A 14,486-nucleotide genomic window follows, 5' to 3' on the forward strand; every position below is an offset into this window, starting at 1 on the left:
TTAGATTTCTAGGTTATCGATCAATCGTGTTTTATCAAGACAAGCTGCGCCTAAAACGACTAAATCTTGATCTGATGCTTGTGCAAATAAAAGTGTATTGCGTTTATGGATACTGATGTAATCAACTTTCCAGCTGTGCTGCTCTAGATTGTTGACAGCATTTTCCTGCAATTTCTGAAAATTTTTACAACCGGAACAAATTTCTTGTTTGATCTGCAAAAGCGATTGGTAAAGCCTGCAAGCTTCTGCTCGTTGTGCTTCATTTAAATACTGATTGCGTGAGCTTAATGCTAAACCATTCGGCGCTCGAATAGTTTCACTCGCAATAATTTCTATGGGTAAATTTAATTGTTGTACCATTTTACGCACTATATGCAACTGCTGATAATCCTTTTTGCCGAATACAGCGAGGTCAGGTTGGATAATATTGAATAATTTCAATACAATCGTTGCAACACCACGAAAAAATCCTGGTCGAAATTCTCCTTCCAAGATATCTGCTACAGGGGGTAATGCTAACAAGAATTCTTGTTGAGTTGGGAAAAGAATTTTTTCATTAGGTGCAAAAACTATCTTGACATTTTGTGCCGACAGCACCCTGCAATCTTCTTCGAATGTTCGAGGGTAACATTCGAAATCCTCATGAGGCTGAAATTGCAATCGGTTGACAAAAATACTGACAACAATGCAATCAGATAATTGATTGGCTTGATCAATCAGAGCAAGATGCCCTGCGTGTAAATTACCCATCGTTGGAACGAAAGCAATTCTTTGCTCTCGACGAAGATTTTTACGCAACTCCGAAATATCGGTAATTATTTTCACGCGATATTGTTCAGTTAAAATTGATGTTCAGTACTTGGAAATTGCCCTGTTTTAACTGCAGCAACATAATTTTCTATTGCTTCTTGAATACTTTGAGCATCCGCCATAAAATCTTTGATGAAGCGTGGTTTTTTACCTTGAAATAAACCCAACATATCGTGTAATACTAGAACTTGTCCGGAACAATTATTGCCGGCGCCAATACCGATGGTAGGAATGGAAAGTGTTTGGGTGATTTTTTTAGCCAGTTTCGCCGGTATGAGTTCCATTACCAGCATACTTGCACCGGATTTTTCCAGACTTTTTGCATCATCCAACATTAGCTTGGCGGATTTTTCTGAATTACCTTGTAATTTATAGCCACCCAGCTGATGGATGGATTGCGGTGTCAAGCCGATATGCGCGCAAACGGGTATGCCGCGTTGGCTCAAAAACTGAATGGTATCAGTCATGATGTGGCCGCCTTCTATCTTCACCATGTGAGCGCCCGCAGCAATAATTTTGCAAGCATTTTTAAAAGCTAGCTCTGGCGATGTCTGATAAGTGCCGAAGGGCATATCGGTGATAATGAGCATCTTGTCAGTACCCTGTGCAACGCAACGGGTGTGATAAATCATATTATCAAGCGTGACTGATAATGTGGTGTTTTCACCTTGTAAAACATTTCCTAATGAATCACCGACTAGGAGCACATCTACGCCTGAGTTTTCTAGAATGGTTGCGAAAGTTGCATCGTAACAGGTCAGAACGGCGATTTTCTCATTGTTCTCAACCATTTTTTGCAGCGTCGTGAGTGAGGTTCTCATACTCTATTTCAATAGTGGCAAATAGTTTTGTGACAAATTCTTATTTTGGTTATAAGATTTTATCCATTGATTTTTAGTAATTTTTGATCTTTACATGCGGCGAGTAATGGCGCAATATGACCGTATCCTGGGATCTGACAATCTGGAGCAATTTCTATCAAGGGCTGTAGTACAAATGCGCGTTGGGTCATCCGTGGATGCGGTATGGTCAGTTCGCCATCTTGATACTGGAGTGTATCATATAGCAAAATATCGAGATCCAGAGTCCGTGGTGCGTTTAACGATTCACGTAAGCGACCTTGCTTATGTTCGATAGTCAATAACGCAGCCAGTAAATCCGATGGTGAGAGCTCAGTTTTAATCTGTACTACTGCATTGATAAAATCAGGTTGATCCAGCCGCCCGATCGGAGCGCTTTGATACAAAGACGAGCGTTTTATTAGATGCGTACCAGGAAGCTGCTCCAATTCATCAAAAGCTTGTTGTACCTGAAAAACCGGGATTTCCAGATTACTTCCTAAAGCGATAAAAGCCAATCCTTTATTTATTAACATGAAATGTACAATTAAGTGCTTGAGTTGTCTATCGGGTTTTCGGAGGCGATAACAGAATTGGGCGAAGGTTTTTTATGGCTACGCTTTCTTCGCCCTTTTTTGATGGTTGTTTGCTTGGCCAGCATTTTTTCTCGTTCGGAATTATCTGCGGATAGAAAGGCTTTCCACCACTCTCCGAATTCAATGCTGAGTTCACCGCTTTCACAGCGTAACAGCATAAAATCATAGGCGGCGCGGAAACGTGGATGCGCAAGCAAGCGGAAAGGCTTGCGCCCGACACGGGCTTCGAATCGCGGTTGCATCGCCCATATTTCTTGTATTACTGCATCAAAACGGCGTGGAACCGCCAATTTTTTATGCTGTAGCGAAAGAATATGATCCATTGCTTTAAATAAAGCGGGCAATGGTTTTTCCCCGGATGCTTGGAGTGAATTCCAGTATGCCAGCACCTCGTGCCATAACAATATGGCAAAAAGGAATCCGGGTGAGACCGGTTTATTCTGTCTGACCCGTTCATCCGTGTTTTTCAGTGCAATAGTGATAAAACGCTCGCCTAAGGGCTGTTCCAGGATCACATCAAGCATAGGTAAAAGGCCATGATGCAAGCCACGCGTGCGCAGTTCAATAACACAAGTCAAAGCATGCCCGGACAACAGCAATTTCAGCATTTCATCAAACAGGCGAGACGGTGGGACATTTTGTAGCAAAGGTGCCAGATCGCCAATCGGCTTAGCGGTTTCTGTATCAATTTGCATATCTAGTTTTGCTGCTAAGCGAACCGCTCGTAACAAACGCACAGGATCTTCCCGGAAACGTTGTACCGGGTCGCCGATAATGCGCATTTTTTTGGCTTTAATATCGTTGTAGCCATTCAGGTAATCTAAAATTTCTTCTTTGGCGGGGTCGTAAAACAATGCGTTGACGGTAAAATCACGGCGCTTCGCGTCTTCTTCCTGACTACCAAAGACATTATCATGCAATAAGCGGCCATGCTGGTCGATTGATTGGATCGATGCAGGACCGTCATCATCCGATGACGGTCCTCGAAAAGTAGATACTTCCACGATTTCAGCGCCGCACATGACATGTACCAGGCGAAAGCGTCGCCCTATAATGCGCGAGCGGCGAAAAATTCTGTGAATTTCTTCAGGTGTTGCATCGGTTGCAACATCGAAATCTTTTGGTACCAATCCCAATAACAAATCACGTACCGCGCCTCCGACGAGATAAGCCGAAAAACCAGCCTGTTGCAAATTGAGGGCGGTTTTTAATGCACAAGGGGTGATCTGGTGGCGTCGGATTCCATGGTGTTTGCTAGAAATAATACTCAGCTTCACGAGTGATTCGGAAGCAGTTGCTTTGCGGCTGAATACCTTGCTAAGAAATTTACGGATCATTGCGATGATTGAAAGTATTCAATGCTAATTTATTAAGTTAACGAATAACCGTTTTGTATGACGTGTGTCATCATATCAAGCATGTAAAATTGATGAAGCTGGCCGATAAGCCGGGTTCTGTCGTGGACAGTCATTCCTCTAGTTGCACAGTTGCCTGTGCACTCAAGCAACCTACCCGCAGGCTCCGCGAGCTACATCATTGCCTGCCTATTTGGTCTTGCTCCGGATGGAGGTTACCGCGTTTCACCGTAACTGAATACGCTCGTCTCTGTGGCCCTGTTCCTCACCTCACGGTGGACGGCCGTTAGCCGTCATCCTGCTCTGTGGAGCCCGGACTTTCCTCCCCTTGAGTTCAAAAGTAGAACACCAAGCGGCGACTGTCTGTCCAGCTTCGTCGACTATTCTATCATTTGCAAAAATGATCGGTTGGAGAAATAATTTATCAGTGGCTGTTATGCTTGTCTTCAAAATCACCTGATTTGATATTTACTGCAAAGCATGTTTCCATGTTCAACCTGATTTGTTTTTCCAGTAGATCGTTACTCTTCTATCACAACCGATTACATTTATGTCATTGAAATCCTTGCCCAGCTTAAAACTGTTTTTTTTCATCCTCTTGTGTATTTTGTTTTCCGACAGTGCTTACTCAAAAACACAGTCATCGGCTATTAAAGCGATTGACGCCGCACGTACAGCAGTCGATCGCAGCAAAATGGAAGAAACACAACGGCAAGCAGCTATTAATCATCTAGATACAGCACGGGCTGACGAGCAGGAAGCCGGAGTATTGAAAGAACGTCTGGCTACTTTACGTGCCGAGACTGCAGATCAGCCAGTACGGATGGAGCGTTTGAAAAAAGCATTGGCAACCAATCATGAGCAGGAGTTGCTCGAATGGTCCAAGCGTATTCCGGCAGATGCTGATGGAGAAACGCTAGAACAGATTTTGGAACAAGAGCGTACTATCATCACCGATCTGCGTGCGCAGATCGGTACCGCTGGTACTGATCTGGCTCTGATCTTATCACGTCCGGCTCAAGCCGCTGATGAAATCGCTACATTGCGCCGGCGCATCGAAGAATTATCAGCGCCGATAGCTGCACAAAAAGATGAACCTGCCGCATTGTTTGAAGCACGACGCTTGCATCGTCTCAGCGAACAACATCGATTGCAAACAACGTTAGATTTGCGCTTTGCCGAGCAGGATACTGCTACGCAACGTCAGCGTTTGCATGAGCTGTCGCTACGTGAGCTACGATATCGACTGGATTTACATGAAGAACGGATAGTACATCTTCAGGAACGTATTACCAGTCGTGGCCGGTATGAATTGGAATCACTGATTGAACAATTGATTCAGCGTGAACAAGAGCTGGCAGGGGGCAACGCTGCAGCGGCAGAGGCCGCTACAGCAAATCACGCAATGGGTGAGGAGCTTATCCAACACAACGAACAATTAGCGCGCGATCGTGTTACTTTGGCCAATATCGAACAGGCTCGCGAGCACATTGCTGTAGCTTTACGTGACAGTCGTACCCGGCTTGATGTTGGTGGATCCAGTGAACGTGTTGGCCGCTGGTTGTGGAGTGAGCGACGCCAACTGGAGTCTCCAACTCGACTTGAATTTCACTTGAAAATGATTCGCAATGATCTGGCTGATTTACGGCTAGAGCGAGTAATGTTAAGCGAACAGCAGCGTCGTTTATTGGATATTGATGCTGTCGCAAGAGCGTTGGTGGAAGCGCGCCCGGGAGCGGATGACGATGCGCATGTTGATGTAGTCGCTCAGAACTTATTGTTTCCCTTGTTGCGTAAACGTACCGAACTGTTGGCACTGTTGGAGCCTTTGCTGCAGCGGCGTATTTCGGCGCTGGAAAAGAGTGAGCAAGCGTTGCAGGAGCAAATCCATAATGTCCTGCAGCTGCAGCAAATGCTGGATCGCCATTTGTTATGGATTCCCAGTCATCGCGTTATCAATAGTGATTGGCTGCAACGATTACCCGAAGGATTGTATGATTTGATCAAACCATCGCGTTTCATCACTACGATGGAATTAAGCATGCGTAACTTTGAACAACAGCGGCTTCCTTGGGTAGGTAGTCTGCTGCTGCTATTGATTTTATTGGAATTACGGCGTCGTGCGCCAGCGCGGATCGAAGCTCTGGCCGCTGATACCAGTCGCATACGCCAAGATAGCTACACCGCTACGCTTAAAACATTAGGATGGACCCTGTTGGCTATTTTGCTTGGGCCCGTGATGTTAATTGTATGGGGTCAATTGCTACAAGGCATTGGTAATCCAGAGCGTTTTAGCCATTCCGTGGGTCAGGCCTGTATGTTAATGGCGCTGCCGTTGTTGATCGTGCAGTTGCTTTATTGGACCAGCATGGAGCAAGGTCTTGGTCATGCACATTTTCGCTGGACTAAGCAACGCCGCGCCGCATTACGCCAAGCAATTCCGAGAATTGCTGTTGTAGTGTTACCGTTATATTTCGTCGGTTCATTGGCATTTATTCGTCAACTTGATTTAGCGATTGATGTTCAAGCTCGTACGGCTATTGTGCTAAGTTGCGTAGTGCTAGCCTGGGCGCTTTGGCGTCTATTGGATGTGGGTCGACTTTGGGTCATTCGCGGCGTGACCAATGAACCATCCTCCTTGCGTAAACTATTGCGAGTGTTGCTTCCAATATCACTATTGACCGTTGCAATTTTAGCATTGACAGGCTATGTTTATACGGCGGGTATGATATTGCAGTCAATGTTGGCTAGTTTTAGTGTGATTGTGATAGTTGCGATTGGTTTGGGGCTTCTTGCGCGCTGGTTTTTGCTCGGCGAGCGTCGCCTGGCATTGCATAGATTGGATGAGCGCCGCCTAGCGGCAACTCAAGCTGCTGAAGAGTCCGGTGAGGCGATACCTGAGCCGGAGGAAAATATTACTCTGGAGCAAGTCAACACCCAGACGCGTCGCCTGTTACGAGCGATTCGTTTAACTCTGCTTATAGTGGGCCTGGTCTGGGTGTGGGCTGGCATACTGCCAGCCATTACTCGCCTGGATGAGATTGCGCTATGGCATGTCAGTGATGTGGGTGCCGATGGTGCTACGATCCAGCAATCAGTCACGTTGATAGCGGTGTTATTGGGTATTTTTATTCTTGTCATGACCACGGTGGGTGCTAGAAACCTGCCGGGATTGATTGAAATTAGTTTGTTATCGCATATCCGTATCGATGCTGCTTCACGTTACGCTATTACTAGCGTGTTGCGTTACGCTATTGTAATCGGTGGCACCCTAGTGGGATTAAGTTATCTGGGCATGCGCTGGTCACAACTGCAATGGATGGCTGCGGCCTTGACGGTTGGACTTGGTTTCGGCCTACAGGAAATTTTTGCTAATTTTGTTTCTGGCATCATTCTGTTATTTGAGCGGCCATTTCGGGTTGGTGATGTGATCACGGTCGATGGGTTTACCGGTAGAGTTACTCGTATTCGCACTCGTGCAACCACGGTACTTGATTTCGATAATAAGGAAGTCGTGATTCCCAATAAAACTTTTATCACTGGCCAACTTATCAACTGGACGTTGACCGACCCGACTACCCGTGTTGTCATCCAGGTAGGCGTTGCCTATGGAACGGATGCTAAAAAAGTACGTGGATTGCTGTTGCAAGCCGCCAAAGAAGATGAGCGCGTGCTGGCGGAGCCGGAGCCTACATGTTGGTTTCTTGCTTTTGGCGCAAGCTCGCTTGATTTTGAGTTACGGGTATTCGTTAACACCATAAGTCACAGGCTGGAAGTTCAGGATGCACTCAACTCACGCATTACAGCGTTATTTGCTGAACACAATATTGAGATTGCCTTTCCTCAGCTTGATCTGCATGTGCGTGATTTACCCTCTGATCTAGTCCGAAGCCAGTCTCCCGTCACTATAAAAAATGAGGAAGTGAAGTCAGATCAATCGCTGTAATAATCGCGTTTCATATTCAAGAAACACGTAGTAAATTGCTTTAGGGCTATGTATGGAAAACAAGGCTTGGTTGAGGATTGTCAATTACTTGATGAGCATCGCGTTAATCTGTATTAGTGTATCTTCATCCAGTTCGCCGGCTTCTGCGCTCAGGCGTAATCTTGACATCAGATAGCTGTGATAGGCTTTGGCAAGGTCACGTTTAGCAGAATAAAATTGTTGTTGTGCATTTAGCACATCGACTTCGGTTCTGACGCCGACTTCTTGTCCCAGCACGGTTGAATCCAGTTGACTTTGGCTTGAGATCAAAGCTTGCTTGAGTGCTTTGACTTGTGCAATGCCGTTGGTAACATTTAGAAATTGCTGGCGTGTTTGTAAGGCGGTATTGCGCCGGACGGTTTCCAGATCATGTAATGCCCGGTTTTGGTTCGCCAGCGCTTCACGGACACGGGATTGTACTGAAAATCCCTGAAACAGAGGTACGTTAAGTTGAACGCCAATGGACTTGGAAATCAGATCGATGCCACGACCGGTAATTGCGCCACCGACACCCGTTTGATCACTGTATTGCGCAACGAGATCGACTGTCGGATAATGCTGCGACCAGATTCGCTTTACTTCCTGACGGGCTATTTCATAGGCGGCTTGCTGGATTTTTAATGCGAAATTTTTTTCTTCGGCGGCATTAACCCACTCATCCATGCCGATGTAGGTTAATCTGTCCAGGTTCAATGCAATTTCCTTTGCGCTCATCAGATTTTCAGGAAAACGGTCAATGATCCCCTGTAACGTGCGTTTGCGGATTTCCAGCGCATTGTGTGCAGCAATTTCCAGTGACGTGGTGAGGTCATAGCGTGCTTGCGCTTCGTTAGTATCCACGATGGTGGATACGCCGACTTCAAAATTGCGCTTGGCTTGTTCGAGTTGTTTCAGAATGGCTGTTTTCTGCGCTTCGGCGACTTCGACGTCGATTTGCGCATCCAGTACGTCAAAATACGCTTGGGCGACACGCAAAATCAAATCTTGTCCTGCTACGATGAATTGAGCATCGGCTCTGCTGACTTCAGTTTTTGACTGCTGATAAATTACAATATTTTCCATCCGGAACAGGGGTTGCGTTGCTGCTATAGTCACGCCACGACTTTGAATGGTGACGGGCGCAGGATTGATGTTACTGTTGGTTGTGGAACTAATTAAGCTGCCTGCGTCCACTTCTTGAACAGTGCGTGATCCTGTTAGCGTAATAGTGGGTAAAAAACCGGCTCTGCCTTGCACCAATTTTTCTTGCGTAGCCTGATAGGCCGCTCGAGCGGATCGATATTGTGAGTCCTGCGTCAAAGCTTCTTGATAAATACTCATTAAATCTGCAGCCTGCAGCGTGGAAAGCGATAGAGCGCCGATCAAGATTACGAAAGCCAATTGCAGGAATTTCATGCTTTTTTCCGATATAAGCCTGGAGTGGATGAAAATTCAGCAATGAGTCGATCGCTGTGTTTGATAGCTGGCGTAATTGCGTTGATACTCAAAAGATAAACCTTGATGGCTGCTGGGCATTGATAAACGGGACCGTACTGGTTTCAAACAATGTGGTAGTGGTGAATTCTCCGGACGCCACACAAGTAATCAATAAAGCTTCCATGACCGGGTCTTCGCCGACAATCGCAAATAGCCGCCCACCCGGATTCAGGCTGTTTTTAAAGGTATCCGGTAACACCGGCGTGGATGCGGTTAACACGATCACATCATACGGTTCATGCTTAGACCAGCCACGCGCTGCATCGCCTAGTTCAAATGTGACGTTGGTAATTGCATGTGTTTTAAGGTTGTTTTCAGCCATTGCTTTCAGTTCTGGAATGATCTCGACGCTATAGACATGTGCGCCTATGGCAGCCAGAAGCGCCGTCATGTAGCCGCTGCCGCTGCCGACTTCGAGAATTTTGTCCGTTTTCTGGATGTGTAGCTCTTGCAAAATGCGCGCTTCCATTTTTGGCGTCAGCATGACTTGCCCAAAACCCAGCGGAATTTCCATATCGACAAAAACCATCGCAAGGTTTTCTGCGGGCACGAATTCTTCGCGTTTTATTTTGTACAACAAATCCAGTACAGCATCATCCAATACATACCAAGTGCGAATTTGCTGTGCAACCATATTAAATCGGGTTTGTTCAAGATCCATTTCTATCCCATATTCTTAAATTGATATTAGACTTGCAATTATTTCACATTTCCATTAGCTTCACAGCATCAGCTAGGGGTCCGTTTTCAGAATTGAATTATCTGAAAGATTTGAGTGCCTTTAAAAATCCAAAATTTTAAATAAGACTAGCACAATGTTGAAAAATGTTAGCGTCACATATAGCTGATATGTGAGGAAACATTTTTTGCAAGTAACCTTGTATTGTAACGAAGTTTGGATTTTTAAAGGCACTCAATTGGTGAGAGAGTCCCTTAACACCTGACGCGGATAATGCCGCCGTAGGGAAGCTGGGATTTATCCTCCCGCTCTTTATGGCATTTCTAAGGAGCAATTATTATGAGTATTACAGTTTTAAACCAAAAAAGTTTTTCTAGCGCAACAGCCCAAGTCGATCAAGCAGCCATCAAACCGCTACCGAACTCACGCAAGATCTACGTGCAAGGCTCGCGACCCGATATTCAAGTGCCGATGCGGGAAATCCGCCAGAGCGACACGACCACCAGCGGAGGTGGAGAAAAAAATCCACCGATCTGGGTTTATGATACGTCCGGCCCATATACCGATTCTGCGATAAAAATCGATATCCGGTCTGGATTGCCTGCGTTGCGGGAAAAGTGGATTGCCGAGCGCGATGACACCGAAATTCTAGCCAGTCATAATTCTGCCTATAGCCAGGCGCGATTACAGGATCCCAAGCTGGCGGATATGCGTTTTAATTTGCAGCGGCAGCCACGTCGCGCCAAAACAGGCTTAAATGTCACGCAAATGCATTACGCGCGCTGCGGCGTCATTACACCGGAAATGGAATATATCGCCCTTCGCGAAAATCAACGCGTAGAAGCACTCAATGCACAACATCATGAATTGCTGACGCGTCAACATGCGGGGCAGGATTTTGGCGCATCTTTACCAAAAATGATCACAGCCGAATTTGTGCGCGATGAAGTGGCGCGCGGACGCGCCATTATTCCGGCGAATATCAATCATCCTGAATCCGAGCCGATGATTATCGGACGTAATTTTCTGGTGAAAATTAACGCCAATATTGGCAACTCCGCATTAGGTTCAAGCATTCAGGAAGAAGTGGAAAAAATGACCTGGGCGATCCGCTGGGGCGGCGACACGGTGATGGATCTTTCCACCGGCAAGAATATTCACGAAACACGCGAATGGATCATTCGCAATAGTCCGGTACCCATCGGCACGGTGCCAATCTATCAGGCATTGGAAAAAGTCGACGGCAAAGCCGAGGAGCTGACTTGGGCAATTTTCCGCGACACGTTAATTGAGCAAGCTGAGCAGGGCGTCGATTACTTCACTATCCATGCCGGCGTGCGCCTAGCGTATGTGCCGATGACGGCAAAGCGTATGACGGGTATCGTATCGCGCGGCGGCTCGATCATGGCGAAATGGTGTCTGGCGCATCATGAAGAGAGTTTCCTGTACACGCATTTTGAAGAAATTTGCGAGATTATGAAAGCGTATGATGTCAGCTTCTCGCTGGGTGACGGGCTTCGTCCGGGCTCGATCTATGACGCCAACGATGAAGCGCAGTTCGCCGAATTGAGAACATTGGGGGAATTGACGAAAATTGCCTGGAAGCATGATGTGCAGACCATGATCGAAGGGCCTGGTCATGTACCGATGCATTTGATCAAGGAAAATATGGAGCTGCAGTTGAAGCATTGTGATGAGGCGCCTTTTTATACGCTCGGCCCGCTGACGACCGATATTGCGCCTGGATATGACCATATCACCTCCGCGATTGGCGCGGCGATGATCGGCTGGTATGGCACGGCAATGTTGTGCTATGTGACGCCGAAGGAACATTTGGGGCTGCCAGATAAAGATGACGTTAAGGACGGTATCATCACCTATAAAATCGCTGCGCATGCCGCCGATCTGGCAAAAGGGCATCCCGGTGCGCAAATCCGTGATAACGCACTATCCAAGGCGCGCTTTGAATTCCGTTGGGAAGATCAGTTCAATCTCAGCCTCGATCCCGATAAAGCGCAGCAATTCCACGACGAGACCTTGCCGCAGGATGGCGCGAAAGTGGCACATTTCTGCTCGATGTGCGGCCCGCATTTTTGTTCCATGAAGATTACCCAGGATGTTCGCGAATATGCCGCTAGTCAAGGCGTTGCCGAAGAACAAGCCTTAAAGCTGGGGATGGAACAAAAATCAGCCGAATTCAAGGAAAAAGGCGCGGAGATTTACAATAAACTGTAATCAGAGTACCGCCGTCAGATTGATCAACTAGATAAACACGCCAATGGATTTCATTTTATTACTTAAAGCGCTGATCCTTGGCGTTGTAGAAGGTCTGACCGAATTTCTGCCGATTTCTTCTACCGGCCATCTGATTTTGTTCGGCGATTTACTGGACTTTAATGATGAAAAAAGCAAGGTCTTTACCATTGCGATACAGCTGGGCGCTATCCTGGCCGTGTGCTGGGAATACCGCAAGAAAATAACGGATATTGTGATGGGCATAGGATCAGAGGCTTCAGCCAATCGGTTTGTGCTGAATCTTTTCATTGCATTCATGCCCGCAGCCATCCTGGGCCTACTGTTTATTGATGTGATCAAGCAATATTTATTTAATCCCGTATCAGTGGCGACAGCACTGGTCATCGGTGGTATTGTGATTTTATGGGCAGAGCGCAGGGATCATGTGATTGAAGTGGAACAAGTCGATGACATGGACTGGAAGCATGCGCTGAAAGTTGGCATGGCGCAATGTCTGGCACTGATTCCGGGAACATCGCGTTCGGGGGCGACCATCATTGGTGGCCTGCTTTTTGGCCTGTCGCGAAAAGCCGCTGCCGAGTTTTCCTTTTTCCTCGCCATCCCCATCATGTTTGCCGCTACTTTTTATGATGTATATAAAAACCGCGCAATTCTGGAATTGGACGACGTGAGCATGTTTGCGGTCGGCTTCATGGGAGCATTCTTCAGCGCACTAGTGGCAATCCGCGGGCTAATACGCTTCATCAGTAATCATGATTTCACCGTTTTTGCGTGGTATCGCATTGTGTTTGGCGTCGTCATTCTGGTTACGGCGTATACGGGTGTGATCGGTTGGTCTGAGATGTAAGTTGGTAATTAACCTAATCAGTAATCAGGAAGACTGCCCGGAAGTTTGCTCCCGAGTAGTCGGTCTGAAGCATGTCTTAATCCCTTTCTAACTCTGTACCCACGGCAATCCGGCTGCTTTCCAGCCTGAAAGTTTGCCGCGTTGGCCGTTCTCATCTCTATCGCCTTCAAAACCTTCGAGGATGTTATAGCAATCGGCAAAGCCACTCTGGCTAGCCATGATAGCAGCTTGATTCGAGCGCGATCCACTGCGGCAGATGAATAGCACGGGTGAGGTTTTATTGACTTTACTCGCGAGTCGACCCAGAAAATCTGCGTTGGGCTGCATGCTTGGGTATGCGCGCAATTCAATTTCTATCGCATTAGGGAGGCGTCCAACCCAATCGAGTTCGGCATGAGTGCGCACATCCACCAATTGCGCATGCGCGGATGCTTGCAAAATTCGATAAGCTTCCATCGGGAGTAATGCGCCTTTGTAGGGAAGCTCCATTTCCTCGGCGCGTTGATGCGCTTTTTCCAGTATGGCTGCGGTAGTTTCCATGAAATGCTCCTGATCAGGTTATTAAAAATGATCGTTTGATTACCTTTATAATAGGGCAACGCCAATCTTCCATTCATTCTTTTTACTGCCAACATTATAACGCGACATGGAGAAAATCCGCTTATCAAAACTGATGTCCGAACAAGGCCTATGCTCGCGCCGCGAAGCGGATCGCTATATCGAGCTGGGCTGGGTGTTTGTCGATGGGGAACAGATTTCCGAGCTGGGCACCAAAATTTATCCCACGCAGAAAATTAAACTGAACAAAGCCGGGCAAGCGCAGCAGACCAGCCTGGTTACAATCTTGCTGAACAAACCCATCGGTTATGTGTCCGCGCAGCCGGAGCCGGGTTATCAGCCCGCTGTCGTGCTGATCAAACCGGAAAACCAGTTTCGTACCGATCAATTGACCAAACGTTTTCAGCCCGCGCATTTGAGAAATCTGGCACCGGCTGGGCGACTCGATATTGATTCGCAGGGCTTGCTGGTGCTGACACAAGATGGCCGTATTGCGAAACAATTGATCGGCGAGAATTCCCGCGTTGATAAAGAATATCTGGTGCGGGTTGAAGGTGCTTTGCCCCCGGCCAAGCTGGCGTTGCTGAATCACGGCTTGAGCCTCGACGGCCAGGCTTTGAAAGCAGCACAGGTGAGCTGGCAAAATCAGGATCAATTGCGGTTTATCCTGCAGGAAGGTAAGAAGCGCCAGATCCGCCGCATGTGCGAGCTGGTCAATCTGAAAATAACCGGCTTAAAACGCGTGCGCATCGGTAAAATCAAGCTGGGCAATTTGCCCGAAGGGCAATGGCGCTATCTGGAGGAAGGCGAGAGCTTTTGACGATGATTTCTTGGCATTGGTGAGGGAATCTATGCATCAGCGGTTGCACGTTGTACTCAATATTCCTGCCCATCAACTTTTGTACTATTACGAGGGCGAGGTGGATACGGTGGCGGCGAGAACCACCGATGGCCGCATTATTCATTTTCCGGCCAATGTGTTGCGCTCCGTGGTGGGCAATCATGGCGTTTATGGCACGTTTGAATTGGTTTTTGATGAAAAATATAAATTTGTGTCAATCAGCCGTGTCGGCGATTAACGACAA

12 protein-coding genes and 1 other RNA gene are annotated in these 14,486 nt (G+C 47.1%); 5 read left to right on the plus strand and 8 right to left on the minus strand.

Features of this window, described 5'->3' with window-relative positions; translation table 11 throughout:
* The 5 genes from panC to rnpB form a co-directional block, all read right to left on the minus strand.
* Positions 1–825, minus strand: a complete 825-nt coding sequence (gene panC / locus K2Q13_RS01100; RefSeq protein ID WP_292918801.1) for a pantoate--beta-alanine ligase — start codon at positions 823–825, stop codon at positions 1–3.
* A gap of 14 nt (positions 826–839) precedes the next feature.
* Positions 840–1,631 carry a 3-methyl-2-oxobutanoate hydroxymethyltransferase gene (panB, locus tag K2Q13_RS01105; protein WP_292918802.1) on the minus strand — a complete coding sequence of 264 codons (792 nt, stop codon included), beginning with the start codon at positions 1,629–1,631 and terminating at the stop codon, positions 840–842.
* A gap of 59 nt (positions 1,632–1,690) precedes the next feature.
* Positions 1,691–2,185, minus strand: a complete 495-nt coding sequence (folK, locus tag K2Q13_RS01110) for a 2-amino-4-hydroxy-6-hydroxymethyldihydropteridine diphosphokinase (RefSeq protein WP_292918803.1) — start codon at positions 2,183–2,185, stop codon at positions 1,691–1,693.
* An 11-nt stretch (positions 2,186–2,196) separates the two neighbouring features.
* Positions 2,197–3,582: a polynucleotide adenylyltransferase PcnB gene (gene pcnB, locus K2Q13_RS01115; RefSeq protein ID WP_292918804.1), complete on the minus strand. Its 1,386-nt coding sequence runs from the start codon at positions 3,580–3,582 to the stop codon at positions 2,197–2,199.
* Between the two features lie 90 nt (positions 3,583–3,672).
* Positions 3,673–3,975: RNase P RNA component class A (gene rnpB, locus K2Q13_RS01120), an RNA gene on the minus strand.
* A gap of 175 nt (positions 3,976–4,150) precedes the next feature.
* Between rnpB and K2Q13_RS01125 the strand changes: the two genes are divergently transcribed.
* Entirely contained in the window at positions 4,151–7,546 is a 3,396-nt protein-coding gene (locus K2Q13_RS01125) for a mechanosensitive ion channel domain-containing protein (RefSeq protein WP_292918805.1), read from the plus strand.
* Positions 7,547–7,630: 84 nt separating this feature from the next.
* Here the strand turns inward: K2Q13_RS01125 and K2Q13_RS01130 are convergent, their stop codons facing one another.
* Together K2Q13_RS01130 and K2Q13_RS01135 are read right to left on the minus strand one after the other, a co-directional pair.
* Positions 7,631–8,980, minus strand: a complete 1,350-nt coding sequence (locus K2Q13_RS01130; protein WP_292918806.1) for a TolC family outer membrane protein — start codon at positions 8,978–8,980, stop codon at positions 7,631–7,633.
* Between the two features lie 88 nt (positions 8,981–9,068).
* Positions 9,069–9,722: a protein-L-isoaspartate O-methyltransferase gene (locus K2Q13_RS01135; RefSeq protein WP_292918807.1), complete on the minus strand. Its 654-nt coding sequence runs from the start codon at positions 9,720–9,722 to the stop codon at positions 9,069–9,071.
* 357 nt (positions 9,723–10,079) lie between these two features.
* Between K2Q13_RS01135 and thiC the strand changes: the two genes are divergently transcribed.
* Both thiC and K2Q13_RS01145 read left to right on the plus strand, forming a co-directional pair.
* A complete protein-coding gene (gene thiC, locus K2Q13_RS01140) occupies positions 10,080–11,975 on the plus strand; it encodes a phosphomethylpyrimidine synthase ThiC (RefSeq protein ID WP_292918808.1) in 1,896 nt (631 codons plus the stop codon).
* A gap of 43 nt (positions 11,976–12,018) precedes the next feature.
* Positions 12,019–12,843, plus strand: coding sequence for an undecaprenyl-diphosphate phosphatase (locus K2Q13_RS01145; protein WP_292918809.1), 825 nt, complete (start codon positions 12,019–12,021; stop codon positions 12,841–12,843).
* Positions 12,844–12,930: 87 nt separating this feature from the next.
* Here K2Q13_RS01145 and K2Q13_RS01150 read toward each other — a convergent pair whose 3' ends face one another.
* The gene (locus K2Q13_RS01150; protein ID WP_292918810.1) at positions 12,931–13,383 is read right to left on the minus strand and encodes a rhodanese-like domain-containing protein; all 453 of its coding nucleotides are present in this window, start codon (positions 13,381–13,383) and stop codon (positions 12,931–12,933) included.
* Positions 13,384–13,489: 106 nt separating this feature from the next.
* Here K2Q13_RS01150 and K2Q13_RS01155 point away from each other — a divergent pair, with 106 nt between their 5' ends.
* Positions 13,490–14,221 (plus strand): pseudouridine synthase, encoded by a 732-nt coding sequence (locus K2Q13_RS01155; RefSeq protein WP_292918811.1) that lies wholly within the window; start codon positions 13,490–13,492, stop codon positions 14,219–14,221.
* A 31-nt stretch (positions 14,222–14,252) separates the two neighbouring features.
* Positions 14,253–14,480 carry a DUF2835 domain-containing protein gene (locus K2Q13_RS01160; protein WP_292918812.1) on the plus strand — a complete coding sequence of 76 codons (228 nt, stop codon included), beginning with the start codon at positions 14,253–14,255 and terminating at the stop codon, positions 14,478–14,480.
* Positions 14,481–14,486 lie beyond the last annotated feature (6 nt).

Origin of the sequence: Nitrosomonas sp., assembly GCF_019752095.1 — a bacterium.
Lineage (GTDB): Bacteria > Pseudomonadota > Gammaproteobacteria > Burkholderiales > Nitrosomonadaceae > Nitrosomonas.

What these genes read in the sequence shown, in the direction of transcription:
- panB (WP_292918802.1), bottom strand. Translation starts at nt 1,631, where the DNA reads ATGAGAACCTCACTCACGACGCTGCAAAAAATGGTTGAGAACAATGAG.
- folK (WP_292918803.1), bottom strand. Translation starts at nt 2,185, where the DNA reads ATGTTAATAAATAAAGGATTGGCTTTTATCGCTTTAGGAAGTAATCTG.
- pcnB (WP_292918804.1), bottom strand. Translation starts at nt 3,582, where the DNA reads ATGATCCGTAAATTTCTTAGCAAGGTATTCAGCCGCAAAGCAACTGCT.
- K2Q13_RS01125 (WP_292918805.1), top strand. Translation starts at nt 4,151, where the DNA reads ATGTCATTGAAATCCTTGCCCAGCTTAAAACTGTTTTTTTTCATCCTC.
- K2Q13_RS01130 (WP_292918806.1), bottom strand. Translation starts at nt 8,980, where the DNA reads ATGAAATTCCTGCAATTGGCTTTCGTAATCTTGATCGGCGCTCTATCG.
- K2Q13_RS01135 (WP_292918807.1), bottom strand. Translation starts at nt 9,722, where the DNA reads ATGGATCTTGAACAAACCCGATTTAATATGGTTGCACAGCAAATTCGC.
- thiC (WP_292918808.1), top strand. Translation starts at nt 10,080, where the DNA reads ATGAGTATTACAGTTTTAAACCAAAAAAGTTTTTCTAGCGCAACAGCC.
- K2Q13_RS01145 (WP_292918809.1), top strand. Translation starts at nt 12,019, where the DNA reads ATGGATTTCATTTTATTACTTAAAGCGCTGATCCTTGGCGTTGTAGAA.
- K2Q13_RS01150 (WP_292918810.1), bottom strand. Translation starts at nt 13,383, where the DNA reads ATGGAAACTACCGCAGCCATACTGGAAAAAGCGCATCAACGCGCCGAG.
- K2Q13_RS01155 (WP_292918811.1), top strand. Translation starts at nt 13,490, where the DNA reads ATGGAGAAAATCCGCTTATCAAAACTGATGTCCGAACAAGGCCTATGC.
- K2Q13_RS01160 (WP_292918812.1), top strand. Translation starts at nt 14,253, where the DNA reads ATGCATCAGCGGTTGCACGTTGTACTCAATATTCCTGCCCATCAACTT.